This window comes from Vibrio lentus (assembly GCF_030409755.1).
Taxonomy (GTDB): domain Bacteria; phylum Pseudomonadota; class Gammaproteobacteria; order Enterobacterales; family Vibrionaceae; genus Vibrio; species Vibrio lentus.
Map to the genome: position 1 here is coordinate 1,269,654 of NZ_JAUFQE010000002.1, position 23,545 is coordinate 1,293,198.

The window sequence follows — 23,545 nt, forward strand, 5'->3', positions numbered from 1 at the left end:
TATTCCTTATTTCATTGCGTGGCCAAGCGATTGAAGGTAAGCGATGATTGCATCCATCTCTGTTTTTCCTTCAACATCTTGTTTAGCGTTAGCAATTTGTTCGTCTGTGTAAGGAACACCAAATTGATTACGGAAGAGTTCAAGCTTCTGCTTAGTCAATTTGCCATCAAGTACATTCTCAGCAAGCCATGGGAAACCTGGCATGTTTGATTCAGGAACAAGTTCGCGTGGGTCTAGAAGGTGAACACGGTGCCACTCATCAGAGTAACGATCACCAACACGCGCTAGATCTGGACCAGTACGCTTAGAACCCCATAGGAATGGATGTTCCCAAACACTTTCGCCCGCTACAGAGTAGTGGCCGTAACGTTCAGTTTCAGAGCGGAAAGGACGAATCATTTGGCTGTGACATACGTTACAACCTTCACGAATGTAAATATCACGACCTTCCATTTCCAGAGCAGAGTAAACGCGTAGGTTTTCTACAGGTTCAGTCGTCTGCTTTTGGAAAATAAGCGGGGTGATCTCTACTAAAGCACCAAAGCTGATTGCGATAACGATTAAGATCGCTAATAGACCAACGTTTTTCTCGACCAACTCATGGCGATTATTTGAATTTGAGCTCATTCTAAATCTCCTTAAGCCGGTTGAGGGATAGCTTTAAGGCTATCTTTAGGTGCAGAAACAGTTTTGTACGTGTTGTATGCCAGTAAGAACATACCTGATAGGAAGATGAAACCACCTAAGAAACGTACAAAGTAGAACGGGTAAGAAGCTTCTACAGATTCTACGAAGCTGTAAGTCAATGTACCGTCAGAGTTAACTGCACGCCACATCAGACCTTGCATCACACCAGAGATCCACATTGCAACAATGTAGAAAACTGTACCAATCGTTGCTAACCAGAAGTGAACATTGATTAGAGATACAGAGTACATACGCTCTTGACCAAATAGTTTAGGAACTAAGTGGTAAACCGAACCGATTGAAACCATTGCAACCCAACCTAACGCACCAGAGTGAACGTGACCGATAGTCCAGTCCGTGTAGTGAGATAGTGCATTAACCGTTTTGATTGCCATCATTGGGCCTTCGAAAGTCGACATGCCGTAGAATGATAGAGAAACGATTAGGAAACGTAGGATTGGGTCGTAGCGAAGCTTATGCCACGCGCCAGATAGAGTCATAATACCGTTGATCATGCCACCCCAAGAAGGAGCAAACAGAACCAAAGACATAACCATACCTAGAGACTGAGTCCAGTCTGGAAGTGCAGTGTAGTGTAGGTGGTGAGGACCAGCCCATATATACAGAGACACAAGAGCCCAGAAGTGGACAATTGACAAACGGTAAGAGTAAACAGGGCGACCAGCTTGTTTAGGAACGAAGTAATACATCATACCTAGGAAACCAGCTGTCAATAGGAAGCCTACCGCATTGTGTCCGTACCACCATTGCACCATTGCATCGATCGCTCCGGAATAAATCGAGTAAGACTTAAACGCAGATACAGGAACAGCCAGGCTGTTAACGATGTGCAACACGGCAACCGTGATGATGAAGGCTCCGAAGAACCAGTTAGCTACATAAATGTGCGATGTCTTACGCTTAATCATAGTTCCGAAGAACACGACCGCATAAGCTACCCACACAAGAGTAATAGCAATATCGATTGGCCATTCAAGTTCTGCGTATTCTTTACCAGAGGTTAAACCTAACGGTAAAGTAATTGCAGCGGACAGGATAATCGCTTGCCAACCCCAAAAGGTAAAGGCTACGAGAGGGCCACCAAAGAGACGCGTCTGACAGGTACGTTGCACAACATAATATGATGTTGCAAACAGCGCACTTGTACCGAACGCAAAAATAACCGCATTAGTATGCAGGGGACGTAAACGACTGTACGTCAGCCACGGCGTATCAAAGTTTAGCTGTGGCCAAACTAATTGAGCGGCAATCAAAACACCAACGCCCATACCGACAATACCCCACAAAATTGTAACAAGGGTAAATTGACGGACGACCGTATAGTTGTAGTTTTGTTCAAGCTGCTTTTCTTGGCTCATTTGCATGCTTCCAATTTCTTATTTACTACACTTTACTTCCAACACGACTCACGTCGTAATGCCACCCAAATTAGAAAAGGAAATTCAGCCTATTCAGGGCTTTATTTCCACTTGCTGATTTTGAAAAAAAGTGGCATTTTCAACGCGACACTATACTTGAATTAACAAATCAATGACAGAGTAGTAACCTTACGCTTGGTCTGGAATTGGATTTTTATTTAAAAACTTTGAACTTTGTAACAAGGAGTAAAGATTATAATGGCGGCACAAAAGCTAACAAAAGGCAGGCTTGTTCAAATTATCGTCATGTTGGTTATTTTAATAGCGGCATTTACTTGGAGAACAGTGACATACGACCAAAACGAGACGATAAACTGTATAGTTTCAAAACCTTGTCAAATTACTATTGATAAACATAATGTTTTAATTTCGGACAATAACCTAGGCTATTTAATCGAAACATCTAAAACTGGCAAATTTATCATTAGCTATGATGAGAACGGAATTCTTGAGGAAAATAAAGCCTTAAATTGGGCGTTAAAAACGACCGATAAAGCCTCATCAATAACCATCACATTTCCACAACAGAGTGGCACATATTTGGTCAACATTTCCAAAGAATAACAGGGCGTGTAAATCACTCTTACCGCAGTTTGTTGATAGAAATATGTACTAAATCAGTAAAACTTAGTGCATAAAAGTGTTATAAATAGATTATTCATAAAGTATTCAGAAATCTATGAAATTTCTATCAAAAGTCTCTTATTCCTTAGACGATAAAATTGCGGTAGATGAGTTACTCTCTGGAGTTGAGACCCCAGAACAAATAGCTTGTCTCATTTGCTACTGTACAGAAGAGTATTCCACACTCGCTGTTCAGCGATATTTGGTAGACGCTCTTCCGAATACTCCTATCCACGGATGCACCACTTGCCACGGCATCATGACAGAAACTGGATTCCATTCAGGCCCCGTCATTGGCGTTCTTATCATCTATGATTCAGGGATCAATGCCTACGGAACCGGCATTGAGCACTTTTCTGACTCTATAGAAGCAAGTACCTTTCGAGCTATCGACAAAGCACTTAGAAATGCAAATAGAGAAGGTGAGATACCTGACTTGATCTTACTTCATTCCACTCCTGGTAATGAAGAGAAAGTAATGGCGGCTATCGATACGAAATTTGGCACAGAAGTGCCTATTGTTGGTGGTAGCGCGGCAGACAATCAGGTTTCAGGAAATTGGAGCATATTCAACGAAGAATCACTCTCTATTAATGGCGTATCGTTAACCGTCATATTTGCATCGCAATCAATATATTCATCGCTAAGCTCAGGGCATACGCCGACTCAATTTTCAGGTACCGTCACCAAAGTAAGAAATCGAATATTGTTAGAGATCGACCATAGGCCTGCGACCACCGTTTATAATGAATGGACTAATTTTCATTTAGGTGGCAGTGATGATGGGTATATTTTTGAAAAGTCGACAGTTTATCCATTAGGCCGAAAGGTCGGCTCTTCTTACGACTACCCATATTTCAAGCTATCGCATTCGATCAGAGAAACTGAGTGTAACGGTATCGAATTGTTCACTGATATAAATGAAGGTGACACCATCTATTTGATGCAAGGCTCTAAGCAACAACTGATCAGTCGTGCCGCTAACATCATTCCTTCTTCTTATTATAATGACATGGACCTTGAAGAAAAATTAGGGGCTATCAACATATTCTGTGCAGGACCAATGCTGCACCTAAAACAAGATATGGATGAGGTATGTAACCAGATAAATCAGGCGCTTAACGGCCTCCCATACATATGTCCTTTTACTTTTGGCGAGCAAGGAAGGCTCTCTGGTGGGGAAAACGCGCACGGAAATTTGATGGTATCCTCAGCAACGTTTTATAGGTTAAAAAAGTAATGAGTTCCGAAGGTCAAGAAGCGCTGCAAGAAGCTCGCATTGAACTACAAAAACTAAAACTCCGTGAACGAAAACTCGCTGAAGAGAATAGGGTGATCTTGTCAACTATCTCTGCGATCAGTAAAGCGGGTAACATTTCCGAGATATTCTCTAGCTTGGAGTATGTCCTCAAAAAATACATCAAATTCGATGACTTTATTGTGGTTTCAAGGGTAGGGAACGACGGTGCTTTCAAAACCCTGCTAACCAATAACAAAGTCTTTGAACAAATGAACTGGAACGATTGTGGCAAGCTTTCGCGTGTCATCAATGGAGAATGCGCCATCCTTTTTGAACCCAAATCTCTGGGTGAATTCAACTCTTTGCATCCCATTGTTCTCGACCAAATTAACTCTGTTCTGATCACCGGTCTAGATAGTGGACTGACCCAATCCGTCATTATCTTTATCCATTCCAACACCAAGCACTTCAGCATTGAAACCAAAGCAACCTTAAATCGTTTCCGTCCTCTTATTGAACGAGCAGTTTTCGATATTGAGAACAAAGAAAAGCTTGAAGCAACGGTAAGAGAGCGAACCGCAGAGCTAGTAAACGCGAGAAAGGAAGCAGAAGAAGCTAACAAAGCGAAGTCTGAGTTTCTAGCTATGATGAGTCATGAACTCAGAACACCGTTGAACGCCATTATTGGACTTATTGACACGCTAAAATCCACCGAGCTAACTGAAGAACAGCAATCTATACTGCTTAATATGAGTACATCGTCTGAACTTTTGTTGGCAATTATCAGTGACGTGTTGGATTTCTCTAAGATTGAATCTGGATGTTTCTCATTAGCTCCTCAGTGGAATAACGTAAGAGACACTGTAACTTTTGTTTTATCGGAACAAAGAAAAGCCGCAGACAGCAAGGGATTAGCCTTAACAGTGACAACCGATATCCCTGAAGATGAGCTTCATTATATCGACCAGAGCCGCTTAGCGCAGATCCTCTTTAATTTGATTGGCAATGCCATCAAGTTTACCGAGCGTGGACACGTACATGTATCGATCAAGTATCAGCAAAGCTCGTTCAATATAACAGTAGAAGATTCTGGAATTGGAATCAGCGCCCAACAGCTTTCGTCATTATTCAGTCCGTTTGTTCAAGCTGATAGTACGATTACCAGAAGGTTTGGTGGCACAGGTTTAGGATTAGCGATCACCAAACGTCTTGTTGAATTAATGCGAGGTCGAATCTTTGTAAACAGCGAACTAGGACAAGGCTCTAAATTCGAAGTGCAATTACCAGTTTCAACAAGAGTCGTCTGTGACAAGACAAACAGACAAAATGAACTGCAGATTCAAGAAGAACCAAGAAGTCGATACTCAGTATTGGTTGTAGAAGACAATCCAACCAATCAAATGGTCATAAAGTTAATCTTAACGCGACAAGGGCATGACGTATTTATCGCGAGTAATGGAGCAGAAGCCATTGGCTTTATTGAACAAGGCAGCGATGCAATCGACATTATCTTAATGGATGTGTCGATGCCGGTAATGGATGGATTGACCACAACCAAATACATGAGAGATGCAAACATCCAAACACCAATTGTCGCACTAACGGCACACACATCAGTAGAAGATAGATTTTCTTGCTTAGATGTTGGCATGAATGATTTCGTGACCAAGCCAATAAGAACCAAAGAAATTACAGAAGCAATTGATAGGCTCATGCTTGAAGTCTAATAAACATATTCTGAATCGAAGATTAGGATATATGTTTATTAGGTATTTTATGGTAAATAGCCTTACTGTTAAATAGAACACCGGAAAAGCACTAAAAAGAGAGGCAGGGCATCAAATAAAGATACCTGCCTTACAAATACCGAACTTCATTTAACATAATATACATAATACGCACTAATATAGTAATAAATTATAATCTTTTCAAGTTGTTATCTATGGTCGTTTTTTGCTTATCTAGGCGCCTAACTGCATTGTTTTCCTTAATCTTTACCCTGAAATTATCCTATTAATTACTTTTTTGGACGCTCGGCTTCGCTATAGTGTTCCAAATACAATATTTAATTTTCAAGAAAACCCTGCGCCTTGATAGTCACTGACTATCAAAGCGCTAAAGTAAAATAGGAATAAACTATCATTAATCACTAATATTTTATGAGGTCGATCACATGAGAACCCCGCCATTTGCTGAGTTAGTGAACCAACATTTTGATTCTTTGCACGACGCTGCGGCGTTTTTTCATGTGACGGTACCGACCATTCGGCGTTGGTTGTCGGGCCAATACTCGATCAATCCCATCGCCGAGAAGTTGATGAATGTGCATGCGCGTGGCTATTTGCCCTTAGATCACCGTTGGGACGGTTTTAAAATTAACGTCGACCGTGCCACCTTGATCACACCCGAAAGACGCGAATTCAACCCTAAAGAATTGCTCAGTTTTGCCTACTGGCGTGATGAGCATCGTCAACTGGTTGAGCGCCACGGCAAGATTGATTCACCGAAATATTACCCACCTAAGGAGCATCCATTGCCGTTTCGTGGCGGTCGTCGAATGCCTGCCAAACCTTGGGTACCCAGCAAATTCAAATAAAGAAAGGATTAGCGATGAAAGTGAGTGTCTATATCGATCAAGTGCTGTTCAACCAAGCGCTCAAAGCCGCCAAAGGCTCTGGACTGACGCCGTCCCAAAAAATCGCCCACTGGGCAGAAATGGGTCAATTCATGGAAACCAAATCCCTTGGCTCACTAAGGCTCATACAAAGTGGTCGTAAAAAGACGTGACTCACCTACCCACTTTCATCGATTTGGCGCTTGTACGGAGACAAACGTCACGCTTGCGCCAATGGTTATCTGATACCATAATTAGGTATTATTTGGTATTTGGAGAAAAAGTCATGGCGAGAAATACAAGCATTACCTTGGGTGAACACTTTGATGGGTTTATTGCGAGCCAGATCCAAAGCGGTCGTTATGGCTCAGCCAGCGAGGTGATCCGATCGGCGCTGCGTTTACTCGAAACCCAAGAGACGAAAATGAATACGTTACGACAGCTGCTCGTGGAAGGTGAAAACAGTGGGATCGCGGATTACGACCTCGATACTTTCATTAATGAACTCGACAGTGAAGAAAGAAAATGACGCCTTTTCAGCTCACGAACAAGGCAAAGGCCGATCTTAGAGACATTGCCTTGTTTACTGAGCGTCGTTGGGGTCGCAAGCAACGAAATGTCTATATCAGACAGTTCGATACCACATTTGGCCGCTTAGCGGAGAATCCGGAGCTTGGAAAAACCTGTGATGAAATCAGGCCAGGTTACCGAAAATTCCCACAGGCCAGTCATGTCATTTTCTACCAGAAAACGAACAACCAACCTCTCCTAATCATACGAATCTTACACAAAAGTATGGATGTACTTCCCATCTTTGGCGCACAAACTTGAGGGGGTAAACTAAGTTAACACTCTCTTTCTTTGAGCTTAAATGGCCAGTATTTAAAGCGCACTAAATCTAGAGTTATACTGATTTATACAAACAATTTCAAAACAATTGATATAAAAAACACTAAGCTAACGAAGAAAACTATAACTGTCGATTTAACTGTTTCTGTCAATGGTGAGCTTTGATAAGGCTGTCCACTATAACTTTCCCAAACCCAATCAGGAGCCTTGTAGGGTTGATTTTTATATGACTCCAACATTTTTATAACGTCATTATGCTCAATGTCAATGAGAATAGAATCTATATGTTGGTTAAAGCTAGCAGCATAGTTTTTCTTCCATTGTTGCAAGCGTATAAACTCGTATGGCGTATTCCAGACCAAACTCAATATAATACCAATCAAAGAATAAATGGATATAGAAGCAATCAGGTCTGTTGGTACTTCTAGCCAATTTGGAATTTCAAATCGAGGTTTCTTCTTTTTGACTATATAAAAATTATCTGAATTATCAGTTATGACTACAGTGCCATTTATTAGACTTTTAGATTTAGCCTCTAATGTCGGTTCTACATCTTGGGAACTCAATTGTTCCAAGTACATAGTCAGAGTTGCACTTTCGGTCTCAGACCATTGCTCAAACGTTATCTCAACCTCATTGTTATCACTTAGTTTAGGGACAATCCCAACATTGTCAGATTCTGAGCTAATATCTATAACCTTAAATTGCTCATTCATTACAATAGGAATAGAGTCATAAAGTAAGTCACTTTTTAATCCAACTCCAATTAAATTACGATCACTACTATTCGTTAGTCTAACTTTTATCTTCCAGAGCCCTAATACGTCCCTGCCGTCATAGGTAAAGTTGGCTTTAACTCCAGGTACCATTTCAACGTCTGTAACTTTTTCACTCGAAAGTATAGCCATTGAAACAGAGATCGACTCTGATTTAGTCTGATTCCACAAGGTAAAACCACTAACTATTGTTGCTACAATACCAGCAATGATACTTAGCCTTTCCCAAAAGTGCTTCTTGTCAAACATTTATCTTCCAATTTGGTTATTAAACATCACGCCCTGCTTGAGGTATGACACAAAGAACCGCCAGCCCCAAATTATTGCAACTTAAAAACTCAAAACCCAACACGAGAACAAAAATGTCAAGTGTTGGGAATTATCACTAAGTGCTTTATATTCCTATCGTTTTCGTTTAAGTAATAAGTACATAGAAGAAAACACCCCTGAGATGCCGATAACTAATGCAAGGCTTTGGCTTGTACCAAATTCATTCCAAAATAATGACAACCCTTTTGCTCCGAAGATACCATAAGACAAACCAATTACTGTAATTAGTAAGCTATATACGAATATGACTCTATCTTTCAAACTGATAAATTGGAGTCTTTCTTCCAGCCTTTCACTACCGATAAGATTAATTCTATTTTCAGTTACTGGTTTATTAAGTTGAAGTTTGGAAGATAGGTTGTTCCATGCTCGAGCTAAAGCTGACTTGTATAATGTTCGGCTGATATCATCCCAAAAATAGGCCGTACCGAAACTCTCCATTACATCCATATCGAATGGAACTTTACCCAAATAATCAATTCCTCTAGATGAAAGTTCATGTTCAGACTTTATCCCGCGAGCTTTATTTGTGAGTCTAAATATAGGTACATTAGCATCCTGTTCTAGTTGCTTTACCAAGTTATCGGATGTTATTTTTGATATATCATCCTCCTCTTCAACACACAAAGTAATGTCAGATAGAAAATGGGTTGCAGATATCAATTCATCATAGCCAGCACGACTGTCGAATATAATAAAATCATACCCTTTATCGAGGCGTTTTAGCATTGACGATATGATTTTTCTAGCCTCCTTCTTGTCATCTGGCATGATGTCTTTAAAGTTCAGGACCTCATCGACTCGGGTAACTGATGGAATAACGTCAAAGGAACGATAACGCTCATTCGAAAACTTAGACTTGCCTGAAACCTCTACATCACCCTTATCAATAAAATACTCAGCTACCGACATTTTGTCTTCTTGAGTTAACTGAATGGTCTCTTTCCTATGAAAATATAATAGTGATGTTAAACCACGAACAAAAACATCCAGATCAACAACCAAGACAGAGTAGCCTTCATTTCCAAGGATATCAGCCAGTACAGCTGTAAGAAGCGTTTTGCCCGTACCACCTTTACCACTAACTACGTTAATGACTTTTGCACTACTCATGCGCTAACACTCCTCTTTCTATATATAAAAATACCAAAAAAACCAGCTTGAAGAAAAAGACCAATCATAATTACGGATGGCACTATCGCCATGAGCTTCGCATACTCAATACTTATCGAGCCATACTCAAGTACATAAAGTGGAAGTGCGACTACAGCATATAAGAGTGCACCAAGGGAGATTTTACCCAATACGGTATTTAGATAAGTTTCTGTTGCATCTTGGTCACTAAAATAAGTGAAAATCATAAAAAATATGAGATGCCCACTCACGCCACATAACACTGTTAAACCGAAGAGGACTGGGCTCTCTAAGAGATAACTAAACCCCTGTTGAACTAGCTCGTCCGGCACTTCAATATTCAATCTAGGCACCTTTCATTAAAAAAAGTTAATTTTATCATGTAATTGACGGTATGCAACACGAGATACCACCGTCCCATGAGGTACGAACAACGACCTATAAACCCTTTGACTATAAACACGAAACCCAACCCACGACTTAAATGACAAAGGTTGAGAATCAATCATCAAATACTCTTTTTGATCACATTTAAACTAGAACTCAATTTTAACTAGTTCTGCAATTTTTTCGGCTACAACAACCATTGAATCTTCAGACGTATCTAAGCCACTTCTAGAAGCGAGTAATGGACTTATATTACGAAGTTCTTCATATGTAGTGTCATGTATTACAGGAATAAGTTGGTTACCAGCCAATAGAGCAGAGAGCTCCTTGTCAGCGACCCCTTCTTTAGGAAGACGTGCCAACATTGCTGGAGTTACAAGAACAAGTCCAATACGTGAATTAGCTAAACCTTTGTCGATCGCACGCATCATCGGAACACCAAGAGCAAGATCTTTTTCGCTAAACCATACATTCACTCCAGACTCTTCGAGAAGGTCATGCAGCTCTTTAGCTACTGTTTTACGATCATCCCAAGCGTGACATAGGAAAATGTCACGAAGGTCCGGTTGTTCAGTAGCTCTCTTTTCGACAGTTTCTCGAATTGGTGTGAGTGATTGTATCTGGCTCGCGGTATAAGACACTGATGAACCAGGTTTTGACCAACTAGGCCTTTTACTACTTGTACCACTACTGCTGCCTCCAGTATTGCTTCCGTATGATGAAAATGACGGAGGCGAATATGAGGAATAACTCCCATAGTTGCGACTGCGACCACTACAAGCAGGGCATGCCGCTGCTCCACTAGCTGTGCGGTGTCCATTTCTTGGTGCTGTGCATCTTGCCATATTGCAATTATCCTTTTAATAAAGATTATTAGATTTAAAAGGAGCATAACTATTATTGGTATTGATAACAGTGATTTAAATCATCAGATGTGCAACTAGGCTCTAAAAAATCAAGCTCTTAAAAAGAAAGTATAAAAAAGCCTCATCCATCGGAAAACTGCTCTTTTTAGTAGAATGAATTACCGGCGTATCTTGTAACGTTTTCGAATGGGGTTCGCCCTAACCGCGCGCCCATTTTTGAACGTATAACCTTTATGAAACTCCGCTTATCAGTAGTGCAATCAGCAACATGCTTACAAATTTTATCATTTTCCGTTCCATCGCGAGACATACAACTCGACGAGATAACACACTCTGACCAGCTAGTGGAGCGTTACATATGATTCACCCTCGCTAATCTTGCGGAGAGCCAAAAAGGTAATGAGTAGCTTCTATGAGGATGATTTCATTAAAATGAACAGATATCTCAGTATCATTTAACAAGATAAACAAAAGCACATCCCCTTCAGACATGTCGTTCATCAGATACCAGTCAATATCCTCGGTTGCACAGCTCTTTACAGCTTCATATATGAGGGTAAAAAGCTCACGTACGCAGTCATCACAATCAACCAGTGCGCCTATTATAAGTTTCAAAAGTGTATTTTTAGTATTCATGAAATTAGTTTAAGGAAAGACTGAAAAATTAAAGTATGAATAATGGATGAGATTTTACGGCCTTCAACATCCTTTACAAATTGCCCCTCAGCTGAAACACCATAAAAAACTAGCCGAGACGCTTATAACTAAAATTTAAAAGAGCCACTTTCCCTAGAAAATGGCTCTTTTGATTGGTAAGATTCATCGGCGTTTTTTGTAGCGTCTCCGGGTGGTGTTTGCTCTTACCACGCGCCCGTTCTTGAGCGTGTAACCTTTCTTAAGTTGGCCGTTTGGTCGGCGGCCTTTGCACTTGTGTCCTTTCATTCGGTATCTCCAGTTTTCGTATTCGTTGCTCTTGGTCTTGCTGTACTCGCTTTATCCAATTGATGTCCGTTTTCAAAGCCGCAATCGTGCCCAGGCTTGAGACTCCGCCGGTCATGAATGCAATAATCAGAGTATCGAGAAAGCCCATTACTTGCCCTTCCATCGCGAGACGTAAAACTCGAGTAAATAGCGCACCATGGCGCGCATCCCGAGTGTGTCGACGACGACAGCACCCACCACAAACCAATACGGATTGGGGATACGCTGCAGCGCGTCAAAGCCTTGCTCAACATAAGGCGCGTAGTTGGGGATAAACGATAAGATGAGCGGCACAAACACCACTAAGAGGATGAACTCGTCTTTGAGTCCCCGCTCTCGAATGCTGACTTCATCGAGGCTACTGGCCTGCTCTTCACCATTCTGCAGTCGACGCACCCTCGCCTGATGCTTCTCGCTCTCGAGTTCGTCTTTGCGCTTAAGCGCTTCGGCGCGGTTTTGGTTATGCTGCTTGTACGCAGCCACGCCACCGGTCACGAGATTCAGGAGCGCGCCCATCATGTGTACACCCGACGACTTAATTCGATATGCGGACCGTCTTTGAGGCTCTTCCAATCGCCACCCCAAACAATCGCGACATTCAGCTCTCGAGCGGCTTGTTTAAATGCTTTGCTGATGGCAGCGTAATACTTAAAGTCCCACGTGACTTTGTTGTTTTCATCGTACGCTACGAAATCGATCGCATGGCCGGATTGGTGCCGACTGAGACGCTTAACCCCATCAAGCTGGCTCAAGCCCTCCTGATAGAGCTGATATTGGCGTTTCGCCGTGCGTAGGCCTTCCGTGATACCAAAATCATACGGTGACAGCTCTATCGCTCGGCGCACGACTTTCTTTAAGTCGCCATGTACGCCCAACATGCGGGCTTCACTACGGGCAGAGAGCACAAAGTCGCTGACAGTCTCATCAATGGTTCGCTTATTCATAAGGTACACTCCGGCCAGTAAGCCACTGGCGAGTAACATTAGCCATCTCATTAGCCCTCCGATTTCATAAGGAGTCTCGAATGCAGCGTAACACTAGCGTCAACGTTGGAGACGGTGATCTCAAGCTTGGTCGCGACTTTCGGTTTGATAAGAAACAATGGATAGCCATAGAGGGAATTCGAGGCAAAATACAGATACAAGAGACGGGACGACACTGACGTGTTGTTGGCCCTAAGAAATCTAATATAGACGATGCCAGGGTTCGCCAAAATTGAAGAGGCGCTACTGCTCTGATTGTGCGGCGTTGCTTGCGATTGCTTAAAGCGCCTAAGGGTCAAATCGAGCATTTCGACATGGTTGGAAAGTGGGAACGTCGCCTTTCGACGCGAGCCGAAAATGAATTTCATCTGATTGTCGTGTTTTGCTTCCACGTTCAGCAAACCATCATTAGCGCTGGCAAGCTCAGGATTGGTTAATGACAGCATCATAGCGCTTCTCCTACTTTAAGGCGGTCGCTCGCGGTGCCTTTCACGCTTACGGCTTGATTGGTGTTGAGCATCAAATGCCCGCCCGGACGTAACTCCAAGAATCCTTGCACGATGACCGTGCCTTCATTGGTGGCCAGAGCTTGTAAGATGAGCGCCTTTCTCGCGCTTTTCTCTCGAATACTTTGATAGCCTCCCGTCATTAGCAAGGTACCATTGCCAATTCGGGCGAACGTCACGCGCTCTGGATCCGACGTCACTTTCAATTCGGTGTTGGTGATGGTCGCTTGCACGTCCAGTGACGCGTTCCCCACCTCGACATTCACCGGTTGTTGGATCCGCTCAATGGTTAACGGCTGTGTGATCTGGTCGACCGTCACCGGCTCGGCCACTCGTTTAACATTAACCGGCGTTTGAACCTCACTAATCGTGGTAGGTGTTTGTATTTCTGATATTTTAACTGGCGTGACAATGTCACTAACCTTGACGGGGTCACGCACTTTTTGAACCGATACCGGCGTTTCAATCTGCGCCACACTCACTGGCGCTTGCACTTCACTCACCTGCACGGGATCCTGCACTTTTCTCACGTTCACCGGCTTTTCAATTTCACTGACCAACAGCGCGTTATTCACGCTGATTTTCTGCGCCTTGGTCATGATCAATAAATCCGACACTTGATACTCAAAGGTCACCGCCACTGACTGATGATTGTTCAGCTCGAGCTTGTCAAAGGCGGACACATCGACAGTGTCACCACCAAAGATCTCAACGGGACGCATGGTATCGCCCTGCAGCAGTAACGAGTGCGTGGTATCACGCAAGATGAGGTACTTACCGGATTGACCGGCGTTAAACGTCAGCGTGTGATTGGGCTCGAGTGTGTGGGTCTGTTTCATGATGCGCGCCTTGTCATGACCACCCCAATGGTGACCATCGTGCCGATAATCCCAAGGATGAGAGATAATTTTTTCAACGTAGAGTTGTCGGATTCATTCGTGCCCGTTTGCTCTCGCGCTTTCGCGTTGTTGGCTAAGGCAATCGCCGCTTTGGTGGTTTCGGTTTGTTGACCGGCCATCGATTTGATCGAATCAATGGCGTATTGACTGACTTCGGATTGCTCTTCTAGGGCTGACGTCCCAAAGCCAAAGGCTTCATCGACGGTATTATCGACCACACGCAACGAGTTATCGACCATGTTCAAGGAATCTCCGACCACCGATTCATTGACTCTTAACGCTTGGGTACCAAAATCAAACGCTTCTTCCGCGGTACGTCCCGCAATGGCCATCGCGCCATGATCGGTCATGGTCAAATTGATGTCCGAGTCACTGACGCCTGACAGCATTACACCGGTATTGTCGCCACCGACCGCCGCACTGCTGCTGGTGTTTGTAGTCGTCGTAGTGTTGCTTTGACGACTTTTCGAAGAACTTCTTCCACCCATATCCGCTAACCTTATTTGTAAAACCCTTTCATCGCCGTGGCGTTCAATTTCCTGAACCGGTAACTTCAATCGTCTTGCAATGAATCGCTTGGCACCCTCACGATAAAAATGCGCTCGCACCGAATCAAAGCCATGCTGTTTCGCATGCTCGACGGCGGCCAATGTGCCGGTGGCCATGTCGCCCGCTAACCCCACCACAACCAACTCTTTGGTGTTGTTTTTCAGCCTTTCACCACGCAACAACATGACAGTGTCACTTATTTGATACGTTGCCTCTAAGCCTTGTGTGACTTGGGTTTGTGCGTGTTGGTAATAGTCTCTCAGTGCCGGTTTTAGCCGTTGACGGACGTGCGCCCACTTTGCTGGCTGTAAGCTATCGTTTGGATAACGCATACAAGGCAAACAGCGCCATCAACACAATGAACCACCACGGCATGCCGCGTTGCTCACCGAGGCTGATGTGCCCACCTTCAAATCCACTGTTGTTGGTGGTGTTGCCGGAGGTGCCGGACGTAGCGGGTCCTGCTGCGCCGCCTTGAAGGCCACCGCCACCGGTTAATGATGTCAATGATCCGAGCATCAGCGCCCTCCTTTGAGCCACATCAGTGACGCGACAAACAGCACCACAAGCAACACTTTATTGAGTCCTTTGCCAGCGCTAAGCCCAAACAGGCTGCCGACCCCAAATCCACCCAATCCCCAAAACAGTAACGGCATCACCGTCTCCTTATCGTCGAAACGCCAGCGCGCCCAATATCAAGACCAGCAGCACACCAACCCCACCCCCGACGTACAGCATCGTGTTGTCTTTCTGAGGTTGAGCTTGCGGTGTGGTCACCGTATTCCCCTTGTTATCCACTTGAGGATGATTGGGTTGCTGCGTCTTATCCGGGTTCGTGGATTGGTCATTAGTGGGAAACAGCCAGTCGGCGTTTTCCCCGACCGAATCCAATGCGCCCGCGCCAAATTCCAACAGATCATCAAAAAAGCTTTTCATTGGCGCTCCTTAGGCCGCGCCACTCTGCAACATTTCCGGTCGCGTGACTTTCACCGACTCCACCAAGATCGGGATTGAGCCTGGGACATCGGTGGTAGTCACGGAGAATTTCAAGTTGGAGCTGTGCTGTGTCGGAAACAGTTCATCAATGGAGAACCCACGAACGATCGGGTCAAAATGGAAATACCCGTCTTGTGGCGTACGTTCATTGCGTTTGGCATTGGCTTCAGAAATGAAGGTGTTGGCTTCGTACTCTTTGACAAAGTCGCGCTCAATTTCCAATTTGCTGATCTTGTCGTGCATGAAATGCATGCGACGAATGCTGATGAGCGGACTCGCCACCAAGTTGGTGAACTCGTTCTCGCCTTGTGCATTGGCCGGCATGGTTTCGCGTTTGATCATCGGCACCAAGACCCGCATCGCTTGAGAGTTACTTACCCACGCATGCACTTGGATAGACAGTGGCGTCGCGTTGGCCGCCTTGCCTTTGAATTGGATATCGAGGTGGATATTGTCGCCCAACTCAGTGACCAAACCGGTGTAACGCACCCCATTTTTGGTGCGTGCCACGATGTCACTGAACGGGATCACAAAATGCCCCGCGGTGGTGTCTCGTTGCTTGTAACGCTCGAGCATCAACAGCTCTTCACCGGTTAAGACGTAGATCTCTTCGGCGTTCAGCGTAATGGCAATGCGCTGCATGTCTACAGCGCTGGCGTTGGTTTCCAGTACCAACTCGTGGTACGTCGGGCCATTAGGGATAGGCAATGTGCCTTTTTGTCCCCACGACGCGCCAACCATCGAATTCAGTTTGATTGGTTTGACTGACATCGTATTCCCCTTTAAAACCAGCCAGAGCGACCCAGCAACTTATCGAGGCCGCCGACTTTATTGTTCACAGCAAAGACGATCGCACCCGTCGTGACCGCCGCAATTCCGGCGACAATCGCCACATTTTTCACGTTCAATCTCATGGGAGTTCCTTTAGAGTGATTGATTCTGATAACGTGGTGTATAGAGAGGAAAATGACCAGAGCCTTGAACCTGTTAGGTTAAGAGATAAACCTATTAGGTTACCCGTCATCGCTTGGGGTAGATTTTTCCCTGCGCCCACTTGCCCAAACCCGGTGATTTGAGAATGTAATCGGCGAACTTTTTACGCCCTAGATGCTCCCTATCGACGCAGCTTTGCAGCCCCAAAATGGCCTCGATGGGAATATCAAAATAGTCCGCAATGTACTTAGCATTACGCCGTGAGCTGACCGCACCGACGTACACATATTTGGATTCATCGAGCACCGTCTTCGGCACTTCTTGCCCGCGCTGAAACGTCGCATGCATCACCAAGCCAAAACCGCGACCACCCGTCCAGAGTTCACCGGCTAACCCATCAAGTTTTGACGGGGTATTGGTGAACTTGGCGAGCTCTTCAATCACACAGTGGAGCTTTTTCGGATGCTGGCCATCGCCCAATGACCAGACCATATTGGCAAACAACTCGAGGTTTTCGCGGGTACGCTCTTGCTCGACTAGGGCCAACCGAAACGCGGCCTTTTTCTTTCGGGCAAACCACGCCTTATGGTAGAACTCATCAAAGCTGGTGCACGCTTGCACGCGGCCACCTTTGAGCGGCGCCTCGATGTGTTCACTGTACGGATCGAACATCACCACTTGAGACTGACGCTCAATGAAATTGAGCTGACGAATGGCGGTGGTTTTGCAGCTGCCCGTAGTGCCCATGTAACAAACGTGCTCGGCGTTATGAGCGTTATTCTTGTTCACTGGATTCGGGAGCTTCACTGTCCACCTCCTGCGGTGTCTCGGGCTCTTTCGTCTCTTGAGCTTGTTTGAGTTGGCGCACTTGTTTGGCGCAGCCGCCAATCAAGGTCATCGAGGCCATGGCAAACACAAACTCACCTTGGTATTGGCCGAACCATTTCAAACCGGCGGGACCGTACTTCTGCAGCATCGGTGATGCGGCGTCTAACCACTGGTTACCGGCTCGGGTGTCGATTTCAAACGGTACATCAAACACGGTGCCGACGGTCATCTCCACCACACCTAAGCCGTAAGAAAGCATCATGCGCGCGTCTTCTTCCCCGAAACCCAAGGTTTCCGGTGCCGCTTCTTGGGTTTCGCCGGTGTCGGCTTCGTCTTGCTCTCGAGCTTCACGTAAGGTTTCTACCGCTTCAACGGCTTGTTGATCACGTTCATCCAGTTCGTTCTCTACGGGCGTGAATGGGGCTTCATTGCTCATGAGTGACTCCTTTCTTGGTCTTTGTTAAGCCAAACCACAACAAGGCGCAGGTGCTTAACAGCAACAACAATGACCAACCTAATCGGTTAGTAACCGACTCGGGTTGGTTATCGTTGGGTTGGTCGGGGTTGCTTGAGCCCTTATCGAGCTTGGTTTCGTTCGGTTTTGGGGACTTAGTTGGGTCAGGCTTCTTATTGGCACTGGTTTTATAACCAGTACTAGCTTTGTCTGGACTCGAGACCATGTGGTTGTGTAACCAATCTTGAAACGGTTTACCCGCGCTTTGGTTGGTTTTGCAACTGGGGCAAATGGTATAGAGCTGACCGAGACGGCGCTTGTTCTTGGGCGGCTCACCGCCCTCGATGAGCTTATGCTCGCCCACGGCGTGCACGGTGCAGATCTCATCACAGCCATGCGTTGGGCAAGCAATGTAACCTTTAATTGGATTCTTACTGGCCATGCGTCGCCTCCAGTTCGCACAAGCGAAGATGGAAATTGTTCATGAGGGATTTCAGCAAGTGGATGGTCGTCGCCACCTGTTGGCTGGCTTCTTCGGCCGCTTGGATCGCGACAAGGGGTTTCTTGAGGGTGGGCACCGTGCTCCAGTCCGGAGCCGCTTGGGTCAGCGTTTGTTCAACGAGCTCCAGCTCGCTGACCAATTGTTGGTAGCTCTGTTGATGCATTGTCATTGTGTTGTCCTCTGTCTCACGACGTTGGTGTGTCCCTGTCTCTCGACGTTAACCAATAGATTATAACAATTAAAACATAAAACTTAATAGGTTTAAGTAATCAAACTGTGTGCTTCGATTTCGCCTTTGCTTTCCTAATAGACCGTCGCGCAGCGACTCCATGGCCGTTGCAGCACACGCGCATGCCGTGCTTATCGCCATGCTATCGAACGTCTCGCGTCATAAGGCTCCAGCTCGCTGGCGAGCTCGAAGAGCCGCTTCCTTTATCAAGTTATCCCCCGTTTTTCACGGGGTAACAGTAACTGTCCCTTACATCTATCTTTAGATAGATCATTAGTCTTTAGACTATGCGTTGTGATCTCAAAGACTGAGCTCATGGAGTAGTTAAAGCGCTAAAACACCGGTTAGCGAGCGGGTTATCCACAACGGCATAACCACCGCTTTCAATCGATGAAATTTGAGAGGAATAGAGACGAAAAACCCCGATAAATCGGGGTTCAGACGGATCGAGGTACAGTTTGGGCTTTGATCTTAAGGCACAGTGCTGTCATGACGTTGAGTATTACGACGTGCAAACTTACGCAGTAACGTGATCGGTGTGAGTAGATAACGGATGTGTACACCGGTTGAGGCGGCCATTTTCTTGAGGTTCTTAGTCGCGGCTTGTTTGGCGTTCTCGTAGGCCAAGTTCAAACCGAGATCGCGAAAATATTTGTCGGTGATGCGCTTGATGGATGCCAAGCCGTACCAATCGCCATTGATGTTCTCTCTAGGCTGCTTGGACGTGATCCACCCTCGGTCTTTCGCGTAACTCACGCACTGTTTAACGCGCCATTCCGGTAAACCAGTACCTTTGGCTACATTCGCCCAAGTTCTTAGCAAGAAACCTTTCGCTGTCACTACCCCCACTTTACAAGTCCGAAACTCCAACTCACTCACCAAGTAATCCATCACTCGGCCAATATCCGTTAAGTATTGGCGTTGCGTGGACTTGCCCGAATGGGACAACAGGTAGTCATATTGTGAGGGGTTCTCGAGTAACTTTCTCCAGCGATCACGATTAAGTGCAGCCAAAGGGCGTGCACTTCTTTTATAACGGACGTTTGATAATGGAGCCCTAGCACTCATGATTGTTTTTTTTCTCTTTCAGAGTTCGTTTTACTTTGGCGGGCTTAGCCATCAATTTGCGAAGTGACACGATCACTAGTCGTAAGCTATTCGAATACTCACCAGACTTTGCTTCTTTCTCTGCCTCATCAAGTATTCCACCAATTGACGATGTTGAATTCTTCATATGACCTCAACAAACCCGCTACACCACGATAGAGGTCAACTTAATACAATTTTTTTCGTAGTTGCAAATTTGGGAACCGATGATTTTTTATAGAAACCGCCCTAGTATGAACTCAGTTAGGAGGCTGCAGGATGGAAGATTTCACTTACACAAATGCAATATTGAATCGTGTCAAAGCTAAGTACGCTCTGACTAGCGAGTACCAACTTGCGAAAAAACTATCGATTTCTTGTGGAAGTTTGTGTTCGATGAGAAAAGGGAAACGTATGTTAGACTGGTCTACAGCCTTCCTATGCGCTGATCTTTTGGAAGAATCGGATCAAAATGTTGTCCTTGGCCTTTTAATAGACAAGAGTAAAAAACCAAGAATTATCAATGCATTAAGAGAATCTTGGCCTGAGACGAAAGACTAGATTTTGATTTACCCGCATATACATAATACGCAGTGGGATTGTTAGAGCAATTTAGTAATGTCCGGTTTGAGCCATTTTAAAATGTCCTCCTAAGCTTACCTATATTGGTCTGCTTAGGAGTTATCCGGATGCTTATTACTATGAGTGAAAAAGATATTCAGCGATTCAAGGTGCTTACTGACGTACGTGAAAAACGACTACGCCAAGTTGACGCTGCTATCATTTTGAATCTGTCTGCGCGTCATATCCGACGTTTGGTAAACAAACTTGTCTCTCTTGGCGCTCAAAGTCTTACACACGCAGCGCGTGGACGCCCAAGTAATCGACGCTACTCAGAACATTTCAGAATTGAAATACTGAAACTTATCCGTGAGCATTACTCTGACTTCTCACCAACGTTCGCTCTGGAAAAACTGACTGAACGACACAATCTATCCGTCTCTAAAGAAACACTCCGTCAATGGATGATCGCCGACGGACTGTGGCTTCCACATTCACAACGCAAACCTCGAGTCTATCAGCCTCGTTACCGTCGTGATTGCTTGGGCGAACTTATCCAAATTGACGGCTCCCATCATGACTGGTTTGAAGGCCGCAGCGACAAATGTTGCCTATTGGTGTTCATTGATGATGCGACTGGCCGTTTGATGAACCTAAGATTCAGCGAGACAGAATCCGCATTTGACTACATGTTGACCACGCGTGAATACCTCAATGAGCACGGTAAACCCATCGCGTTTTACAGTGACAAGCACTCAATTTTTCGAGTGAATCAGGAGAAACACAAACAAGTTGGCCAAACTCAATACGGGCGTGTGCTGAAAGAACTGGCCATAGAACTCATCTGTGCCAACAGCTCCCAAGCCAAAGGCCGCGTTGAGCGAGCCAACCTCACGCTGCAAGACCGGCTGGTTAAAGAGATGCGCTTACAAGGTATCGACACCATCGAACAAGCCAACGCCTGGCTTCCCTACTTCACCGCCGATTTTAACCATCGCTTTGCTAAGCCCGCTCAATACCCAAAAGACATGCATCGTCCGGTTCGAGAGTCCAAGCAAGAACTCGACGATATTTTCAGTTGGCAAGAAACCCGCAAGCTCTCAAAGTCGCTGACATTTCAATACGATAAAGTGATTTATCTCATTGAACCTACTGAAGAAAACAGCCGACTAGCGCACGAACACGTCAAGATACTCGACTACCCAAACGGTGAAATCGCCATCCAATACGGGCATCGAAAACTCGAATTCAAAACCTTCGACAAACTCGAGCATGTTCAACAAACCCAAATCGTCGACAACAAACGCCTCGGCCAAGTTTTAAAGTTTGCTCAGCAACAACAAGAAGAATTCGAACAACAACAGCAACGAACCCGCAGTAAGAAAGCCCCCAAACGCCGCGCGCAACAAAGAGCCCTTCAAACTGCCCCTCGAACCATCAACCCAGTGCTCACCGAACCATTCAAAGCCTCCAGTCGAAAGACCTAACAACGGGACATTTCTATTTGGGACAAATGAGGACATTTTAAAATGGGATTGACAGGTTGTACGTGAAATCTGAGGAGTTTCAGTGCCTTAGTCCTTGCGGATTTTGCACACCACGCCGGATTAAATCCTTAATGTTGTTGGTTTTATGGATTTTGTCTGCACGTTGAGTTTGATATTGTTGGCTATACTTGGTTTTCGTGTCTCTGTTTGTTGCGCTCACGTGTCGCCGCTTCCAGAGACTGTCTACTACAAACACACTTTATGAGGAGGAAAAAAATTTGCACGCTTGTCTTAATTTTTGAAGGAGATCACCTGCTCACGCCACACTTTGCGGATCTCGTGCATCATCACTTTGATGGTATCCACGACGCCGCAGCCTTTTGTCACGTTCAACCAATCACGGTCCAACGTTGGAGTTGGTATTGGCGTTTGTTCTTAAGTAGTAAAGAACGCGTTCAACTTACCTGAAAGGAAATGTTTGGGGATAGAGTGGTATCATCAGTCACACAGCAAAGTTGAAAAATTACGAACCGAACCCTATCAAAAACACGGTTTATCGATTCAATAAACCAATCAATACCACCAATTAGGCAGTCAAAATAACCATTTTAAATCAATGATATAAAAGTAGTTGCAAGTTTCATCTATACTCCGCCGCTGTATTAAATCGGAGCCAAAATTTTGCAAACAAACAATGACCAAAAGCAAGCAATTATCTTATGCGCACTACTAATCATTGGATCTACTTTCTTTAATGTTGACCTAATGGTGGCGAGTACTGGTGAGCAAGTCATCTCCTTTGTTTCTTCGCTTATCACATACGTTGTCATTACTTGTTTGTTCTTACGATTCACTAATGTGGACGTTATCAGTTCTAATTATCGAATCTTGATCGGTGTTAGTTTTGTTGGCATGACGATCTTAGAGAATGTTTACCCGGTCATCCTGTACAGTGACCAAATATTTATTACTGAGTACTACGTTATCTTTTGCATCGAACTCGTTCTAAGTATCTACGTTACGAACGTCATAATTAATGTATCCAATATATTCGGCATTTGGGGAAGGCTCTCTCTACTCGATTCATTGCAGGCGAAGATAAAAAAGACGAGATTCAAAAGCTGAAGCAACTCGGGTATATAAAAAGCTCTATCCAGTATTGGAGCTCCTTCTTGATCAAGGCTATAGTTTTGATTCACTGGAAGTTAAAGGTATTGTTAAAGTGTTAGGCGACTTGCCAGCATTAGGAAAAAAGCGAAAGAACTTCGCTAAATCTTATCTCAGAGATGAATTCACATTACGTAAGTTACCGCGTGATCCTTCACACTTAGAAGGGCAAACGCTGTGGCATTAATATCTTTAGATAAAACACTGACACCTAAATCAAGTGCCCGTTAGCGCACTTCGGCATTGCATCAACAGACGTGTCAGACCAATCGACTTACGTCGTCGCTAAACAAAACGTTAAACACACTATCGCACTCTCATTGGTAAGGCCGTATGTCATCAATTTTTGGCCTTTCTGGGCTGTAGCTAGTTTCAGACTCAAGAAGGAGTTGGAGTTGTTAAAACTTCCGAGTAATCCACAAGTTACGTTGTCTCTTT

General features: G+C 44.7%; 33 protein-coding genes. 10 read left to right on the forward strand and 23 right to left on the reverse strand.

The window, feature by feature from the left end; translation table 11 throughout:
* Positions 1 to 6 precede the first annotated feature (6 nt).
* On the reverse strand, positions 7 to 627 hold the full coding sequence (gene ccoO / locus QWZ07_RS14245) for a cytochrome-c oxidase, cbb3-type subunit II (protein ID WP_016767204.1): 621 nt from the start codon (positions 625 to 627) through the stop codon (positions 7 to 9).
* Between the two features lie 11 nt (positions 628 to 638).
* A complete protein-coding gene (ccoN, locus tag QWZ07_RS14250) occupies positions 639 to 2,072 on the reverse strand; it encodes a cytochrome-c oxidase, cbb3-type subunit I (RefSeq protein WP_008221953.1) in 1,434 nt (477 codons plus the stop codon).
* Between the two features lie 252 nt (positions 2,073 to 2,324).
* On the opposite strand from ccoN, the gene QWZ07_RS14255 reads away from it, so the two are divergent.
* The 7 genes from QWZ07_RS14255 to QWZ07_RS14285 all read left to right on the forward strand — a co-directional run bounded on the left by QWZ07_RS14255 (position 2,325) and on the right by QWZ07_RS14285 (position 7,435).
* Positions 2,325 to 2,690: a hypothetical protein gene (locus QWZ07_RS14255; RefSeq protein WP_192854317.1), complete on the forward strand. Its 366-nt coding sequence runs from the start codon at positions 2,325 to 2,327 to the stop codon at positions 2,688 to 2,690.
* 115 nt (positions 2,691 to 2,805) lie between these two features.
* Positions 2,806 to 3,990, forward strand: coding sequence for an FIST signal transduction protein (locus QWZ07_RS14260; protein ID WP_192854318.1), 1,185 nt, complete (start codon positions 2,806 to 2,808; stop codon positions 3,988 to 3,990).
* Positions 3,990 to 5,717, forward strand: coding sequence for an ATP-binding protein (locus QWZ07_RS14265; protein ID WP_192854319.1), 1,728 nt, complete (start codon positions 3,990 to 3,992; stop codon positions 5,715 to 5,717). Before QWZ07_RS14260 ends, QWZ07_RS14265 begins: the two co-directional genes overlap by 1 nt.
* A gap of 446 nt (positions 5,718 to 6,163) precedes the next feature.
* On the forward strand, positions 6,164 to 6,586 hold the full coding sequence (locus QWZ07_RS14270; protein ID WP_192854320.1) for a phage protein: 423 nt from the start codon (positions 6,164 to 6,166) through the stop codon (positions 6,584 to 6,586).
* A gap of 14 nt (positions 6,587 to 6,600) precedes the next feature.
* Positions 6,601 to 6,777 carry a hypothetical protein gene (locus QWZ07_RS14275; protein ID WP_192854321.1) on the forward strand — a complete coding sequence of 59 codons (177 nt, stop codon included), beginning with the start codon at positions 6,601 to 6,603 and terminating at the stop codon, positions 6,775 to 6,777.
* 113 nt (positions 6,778 to 6,890) lie between these two features.
* Positions 6,891 to 7,133 (forward strand): type II toxin-antitoxin system ParD family antitoxin, encoded by a 243-nt coding sequence (locus QWZ07_RS14280; RefSeq protein ID WP_171342103.1) that lies wholly within the window; start codon positions 6,891 to 6,893, stop codon positions 7,131 to 7,133.
* Positions 7,130 to 7,435 carry a type II toxin-antitoxin system RelE/ParE family toxin gene (locus QWZ07_RS14285; protein WP_192854322.1) on the forward strand — a complete coding sequence of 102 codons (306 nt, stop codon included), beginning with the start codon at positions 7,130 to 7,132 and terminating at the stop codon, positions 7,433 to 7,435. Before QWZ07_RS14280 ends, QWZ07_RS14285 begins: the two co-directional genes overlap by 4 nt.
* Positions 7,436 to 7,518: 83 nt before the next feature.
* On the opposite strand, the gene QWZ07_RS14290 is transcribed toward QWZ07_RS14285, so the two are convergent.
* The 21 genes from QWZ07_RS14290 to QWZ07_RS14385 all read right to left on the reverse strand — a co-directional run bounded on the left by QWZ07_RS14290 (position 7,519) and on the right by QWZ07_RS14385 (position 20,040).
* On the reverse strand, positions 7,519 to 8,478 hold the full coding sequence (locus QWZ07_RS14290) for a hypothetical protein (protein WP_192854323.1): 960 nt from the start codon (positions 8,476 to 8,478) through the stop codon (positions 7,519 to 7,521).
* A 153-nt stretch (positions 8,479 to 8,631) separates the two neighbouring features.
* Positions 8,632 to 9,672 (reverse strand): AAA family ATPase, encoded by a 1,041-nt coding sequence (locus QWZ07_RS14295; RefSeq protein WP_192854324.1) that lies wholly within the window; start codon positions 9,670 to 9,672, stop codon positions 8,632 to 8,634.
* Positions 9,669 to 10,037, reverse strand: coding sequence for a hypothetical protein (locus tag QWZ07_RS14300; protein WP_192854325.1), 369 nt, complete (start codon positions 10,035 to 10,037; stop codon positions 9,669 to 9,671). The genes QWZ07_RS14295 and QWZ07_RS14300 overlap by 4 nt, the downstream gene beginning before the upstream one ends.
* Before the next feature lie 192 nt (positions 10,038 to 10,229).
* Entirely contained in the window at positions 10,230 to 10,721 is a 492-nt protein-coding gene (locus QWZ07_RS14305) for a toll/interleukin-1 receptor domain-containing protein (RefSeq protein WP_261890930.1), read from the reverse strand.
* A gap of 597 nt (positions 10,722 to 11,318) precedes the next feature.
* Positions 11,319 to 11,582 (reverse strand): hypothetical protein, encoded by a 264-nt coding sequence (locus QWZ07_RS14310; RefSeq protein ID WP_192854327.1) that lies wholly within the window; start codon positions 11,580 to 11,582, stop codon positions 11,319 to 11,321.
* A gap of 259 nt (positions 11,583 to 11,841) precedes the next feature.
* Positions 11,842 to 12,036: a hypothetical protein gene (locus QWZ07_RS26400; protein WP_102421148.1), complete on the reverse strand. Its 195-nt coding sequence runs from the start codon at positions 12,034 to 12,036 to the stop codon at positions 11,842 to 11,844.
* Positions 12,036 to 12,446: a hypothetical protein gene (locus QWZ07_RS14315; protein WP_192854328.1), complete on the reverse strand. Its 411-nt coding sequence runs from the start codon at positions 12,444 to 12,446 to the stop codon at positions 12,036 to 12,038. The genes QWZ07_RS26400 and QWZ07_RS14315 overlap by 1 nt, the downstream gene beginning before the upstream one ends.
* Positions 12,443 to 12,922: a M15 family metallopeptidase gene (locus QWZ07_RS14320; RefSeq protein WP_225998581.1), complete on the reverse strand. Its 480-nt coding sequence runs from the start codon at positions 12,920 to 12,922 to the stop codon at positions 12,443 to 12,445. Before QWZ07_RS14320 ends, QWZ07_RS14315 begins: the two co-directional genes overlap by 4 nt.
* Positions 12,922 to 13,359: a hypothetical protein gene (locus tag QWZ07_RS14325; RefSeq protein WP_192854329.1), complete on the reverse strand. Its 438-nt coding sequence runs from the start codon at positions 13,357 to 13,359 to the stop codon at positions 12,922 to 12,924. The genes QWZ07_RS14320 and QWZ07_RS14325 overlap by 1 nt, the downstream gene beginning before the upstream one ends.
* Entirely contained in the window at positions 13,356 to 14,255 is a 900-nt protein-coding gene (locus QWZ07_RS14330; RefSeq protein ID WP_192854330.1) for a hypothetical protein, read from the reverse strand. The genes QWZ07_RS14325 and QWZ07_RS14330 overlap by 4 nt, the downstream gene beginning before the upstream one ends.
* Positions 14,252 to 15,196 carry a hypothetical protein gene (locus QWZ07_RS14335; RefSeq protein ID WP_192854331.1) on the reverse strand — a complete coding sequence of 315 codons (945 nt, stop codon included), beginning with the start codon at positions 15,194 to 15,196 and terminating at the stop codon, positions 14,252 to 14,254. The genes QWZ07_RS14330 and QWZ07_RS14335 overlap by 4 nt, the downstream gene beginning before the upstream one ends.
* Positions 15,177 to 15,383, reverse strand: a complete 207-nt coding sequence (locus tag QWZ07_RS14340; RefSeq protein ID WP_016787082.1) for a hypothetical protein — start codon at positions 15,381 to 15,383, stop codon at positions 15,177 to 15,179. Before QWZ07_RS14340 ends, QWZ07_RS14335 begins: the two co-directional genes overlap by 20 nt.
* Before the next feature lie 147 nt (positions 15,384 to 15,530).
* On the reverse strand, positions 15,531 to 15,800 hold the full coding sequence (locus QWZ07_RS14345) for a hypothetical protein (RefSeq protein WP_016787084.1): 270 nt from the start codon (positions 15,798 to 15,800) through the stop codon (positions 15,531 to 15,533).
* Positions 15,801 to 15,809: 9 nt separating this feature from the next.
* Positions 15,810 to 16,631: a major capsid protein P2 gene (locus QWZ07_RS14350; RefSeq protein ID WP_192854332.1), complete on the reverse strand. Its 822-nt coding sequence runs from the start codon at positions 16,629 to 16,631 to the stop codon at positions 15,810 to 15,812.
* A gap of 11 nt (positions 16,632 to 16,642) precedes the next feature.
* Positions 16,643 to 16,774, reverse strand: coding sequence for a hypothetical protein (locus tag QWZ07_RS14355; protein WP_016787086.1), 132 nt, complete (start codon positions 16,772 to 16,774; stop codon positions 16,643 to 16,645).
* Positions 16,775 to 16,880: 106 nt separating this feature from the next.
* Entirely contained in the window at positions 16,881 to 17,600 is a 720-nt protein-coding gene (locus QWZ07_RS14360) for a P-loop NTPase family protein (protein ID WP_261890931.1), read from the reverse strand.
* Entirely contained in the window at positions 17,569 to 18,057 is a 489-nt protein-coding gene (locus QWZ07_RS14365; RefSeq protein WP_192854333.1) for a hypothetical protein, read from the reverse strand. Before QWZ07_RS14365 ends, QWZ07_RS14360 begins: the two co-directional genes overlap by 32 nt.
* The gene (locus QWZ07_RS14370) at positions 18,047 to 18,517 is read right to left on the reverse strand and encodes a hypothetical protein (protein WP_192854334.1); all 471 of its coding nucleotides are present in this window, start codon (positions 18,515 to 18,517) and stop codon (positions 18,047 to 18,049) included. The genes QWZ07_RS14365 and QWZ07_RS14370 overlap by 11 nt, the downstream gene beginning before the upstream one ends.
* Positions 18,507 to 18,746, reverse strand: a complete 240-nt coding sequence (locus QWZ07_RS14375) for a hypothetical protein (RefSeq protein ID WP_192854335.1) — start codon at positions 18,744 to 18,746, stop codon at positions 18,507 to 18,509. The genes QWZ07_RS14370 and QWZ07_RS14375 overlap by 11 nt, the downstream gene beginning before the upstream one ends.
* A gap of 531 nt (positions 18,747 to 19,277) precedes the next feature.
* Complete coding sequence (locus QWZ07_RS14380) at positions 19,278 to 19,874, reverse strand: hypothetical protein (RefSeq protein WP_192854336.1); 597 nt, start codon at positions 19,872 to 19,874, stop codon at positions 19,278 to 19,280.
* On the reverse strand, positions 19,864 to 20,040 hold the full coding sequence (locus tag QWZ07_RS14385; RefSeq protein ID WP_192854337.1) for a hypothetical protein: 177 nt from the start codon (positions 20,038 to 20,040) through the stop codon (positions 19,864 to 19,866). The genes QWZ07_RS14380 and QWZ07_RS14385 overlap by 11 nt, the downstream gene beginning before the upstream one ends.
* A 131-nt stretch (positions 20,041 to 20,171) precedes the next feature.
* Here QWZ07_RS14385 and QWZ07_RS14390 point away from each other — a divergent pair, with 131 nt between their 5' ends.
* The 3 genes from QWZ07_RS14390 (at position 20,172) to QWZ07_RS14400 (ending at position 23,065) form a co-directional block, all read left to right on the forward strand.
* Entirely contained in the window at positions 20,172 to 20,453 is a 282-nt protein-coding gene (locus QWZ07_RS14390) for a transcriptional regulator (RefSeq protein ID WP_192854338.1), read from the forward strand.
* A 140-nt stretch (positions 20,454 to 20,593) separates the two neighbouring features.
* On the forward strand, positions 20,594 to 21,940 hold the full coding sequence (locus QWZ07_RS14395) for an ISNCY family transposase (protein ID WP_192854754.1): 1,347 nt from the start codon (positions 20,594 to 20,596) through the stop codon (positions 21,938 to 21,940).
* Between the two features lie 681 nt (positions 21,941 to 22,621).
* Entirely contained in the window at positions 22,622 to 23,065 is a 444-nt protein-coding gene (locus tag QWZ07_RS14400) for a hypothetical protein (protein WP_261890933.1), read from the forward strand.
* Positions 23,066 to 23,545 lie beyond the last annotated feature (480 nt).

Excerpts from the sequence above, each read along its gene's own strand:
- ccoO (WP_016767204.1), bottom strand. The coding sequence starts at position 627 with ATGAGCTCAAATTCAAATAATCGCCATGAGTTGGTCGAGAAAAACGTT.
- ccoN (WP_008221953.1), bottom strand. The coding sequence starts at position 2,072 with ATGCAAATGAGCCAAGAAAAGCAGCTTGAACAAAACTACAACTATACG.
- QWZ07_RS14255 (WP_192854317.1), top strand. The coding sequence starts at position 2,325 with ATGGCGGCACAAAAGCTAACAAAAGGCAGGCTTGTTCAAATTATCGTC.
- QWZ07_RS14260 (WP_192854318.1), top strand. The coding sequence starts at position 2,806 with ATGAAATTTCTATCAAAAGTCTCTTATTCCTTAGACGATAAAATTGCG.
- QWZ07_RS14265 (WP_192854319.1), top strand. The coding sequence starts at position 3,990 with ATGAGTTCCGAAGGTCAAGAAGCGCTGCAAGAAGCTCGCATTGAACTA.
- QWZ07_RS14270 (WP_192854320.1), top strand. The coding sequence starts at position 6,164 with ATGAGAACCCCGCCATTTGCTGAGTTAGTGAACCAACATTTTGATTCT.
- QWZ07_RS14275 (WP_192854321.1), top strand. The coding sequence starts at position 6,601 with ATGAAAGTGAGTGTCTATATCGATCAAGTGCTGTTCAACCAAGCGCTC.
- QWZ07_RS14280 (WP_171342103.1), top strand. The coding sequence starts at position 6,891 with ATGGCGAGAAATACAAGCATTACCTTGGGTGAACACTTTGATGGGTTT.
- QWZ07_RS14285 (WP_192854322.1), top strand. The coding sequence starts at position 7,130 with ATGACGCCTTTTCAGCTCACGAACAAGGCAAAGGCCGATCTTAGAGAC.
- QWZ07_RS14290 (WP_192854323.1), bottom strand. The coding sequence starts at position 8,478 with ATGTTTGACAAGAAGCACTTTTGGGAAAGGCTAAGTATCATTGCTGGT.
- QWZ07_RS14295 (WP_192854324.1), bottom strand. The coding sequence starts at position 9,672 with ATGAGTAGTGCAAAAGTCATTAACGTAGTTAGTGGTAAAGGTGGTACG.
- QWZ07_RS14310 (WP_192854327.1), bottom strand. The coding sequence starts at position 11,582 with ATGAATACTAAAAATACACTTTTGAAACTTATAATAGGCGCACTGGTT.
- QWZ07_RS26400 (WP_102421148.1), bottom strand. The coding sequence starts at position 12,036 with ATGGGCTTTCTCGATACTCTGATTATTGCATTCATGACCGGCGGAGTC.
- QWZ07_RS14315 (WP_192854328.1), bottom strand. The coding sequence starts at position 12,446 with ATGATGGGCGCGCTCCTGAATCTCGTGACCGGTGGCGTGGCTGCGTAC.
- QWZ07_RS14320 (WP_225998581.1), bottom strand. The coding sequence starts at position 12,922 with ATGAGATGGCTAATGTTACTCGCCAGTGGCTTACTGGCCGGAGTGTAC.
- QWZ07_RS14325 (WP_192854329.1), bottom strand. The coding sequence starts at position 13,359 with ATGATGCTGTCATTAACCAATCCTGAGCTTGCCAGCGCTAATGATGGT.
- QWZ07_RS14330 (WP_192854330.1), bottom strand. The coding sequence starts at position 14,255 with ATGAAACAGACCCACACACTCGAGCCCAATCACACGCTGACGTTTAAC.
- QWZ07_RS14335 (WP_192854331.1), bottom strand. The coding sequence starts at position 15,196 with ATGCGTTATCCAAACGATAGCTTACAGCCAGCAAAGTGGGCGCACGTC.
- QWZ07_RS14340 (WP_016787082.1), bottom strand. The coding sequence starts at position 15,383 with ATGCTCGGATCATTGACATCATTAACCGGTGGCGGTGGCCTTCAAGGC.
- QWZ07_RS14345 (WP_016787084.1), bottom strand. The coding sequence starts at position 15,800 with ATGAAAAGCTTTTTTGATGATCTGTTGGAATTTGGCGCGGGCGCATTG.
- QWZ07_RS14350 (WP_192854332.1), bottom strand. The coding sequence starts at position 16,631 with ATGTCAGTCAAACCAATCAAACTGAATTCGATGGTTGGCGCGTCGTGG.
- QWZ07_RS14355 (WP_016787086.1), bottom strand. The coding sequence starts at position 16,774 with ATGAGATTGAACGTGAAAAATGTGGCGATTGTCGCCGGAATTGCGGCG.
- QWZ07_RS14365 (WP_192854333.1), bottom strand. The coding sequence starts at position 18,057 with ATGAGCAATGAAGCCCCATTCACGCCCGTAGAGAACGAACTGGATGAA.
- QWZ07_RS14370 (WP_192854334.1), bottom strand. The coding sequence starts at position 18,517 with ATGGCCAGTAAGAATCCAATTAAAGGTTACATTGCTTGCCCAACGCAT.
- QWZ07_RS14375 (WP_192854335.1), bottom strand. The coding sequence starts at position 18,746 with ATGACAATGCATCAACAGAGCTACCAACAATTGGTCAGCGAGCTGGAG.
- QWZ07_RS14380 (WP_192854336.1), bottom strand. The coding sequence starts at position 19,874 with ATGAGTGCTAGGGCTCCATTATCAAACGTCCGTTATAAAAGAAGTGCA.
- QWZ07_RS14385 (WP_192854337.1), bottom strand. The coding sequence starts at position 20,040 with ATGAAGAATTCAACATCGTCAATTGGTGGAATACTTGATGAGGCAGAG.
- QWZ07_RS14390 (WP_192854338.1), top strand. The coding sequence starts at position 20,172 with ATGGAAGATTTCACTTACACAAATGCAATATTGAATCGTGTCAAAGCT.
- QWZ07_RS14395 (WP_192854754.1), top strand. The coding sequence starts at position 20,594 with ATGAGTGAAAAAGATATTCAGCGATTCAAGGTGCTTACTGACGTACGT.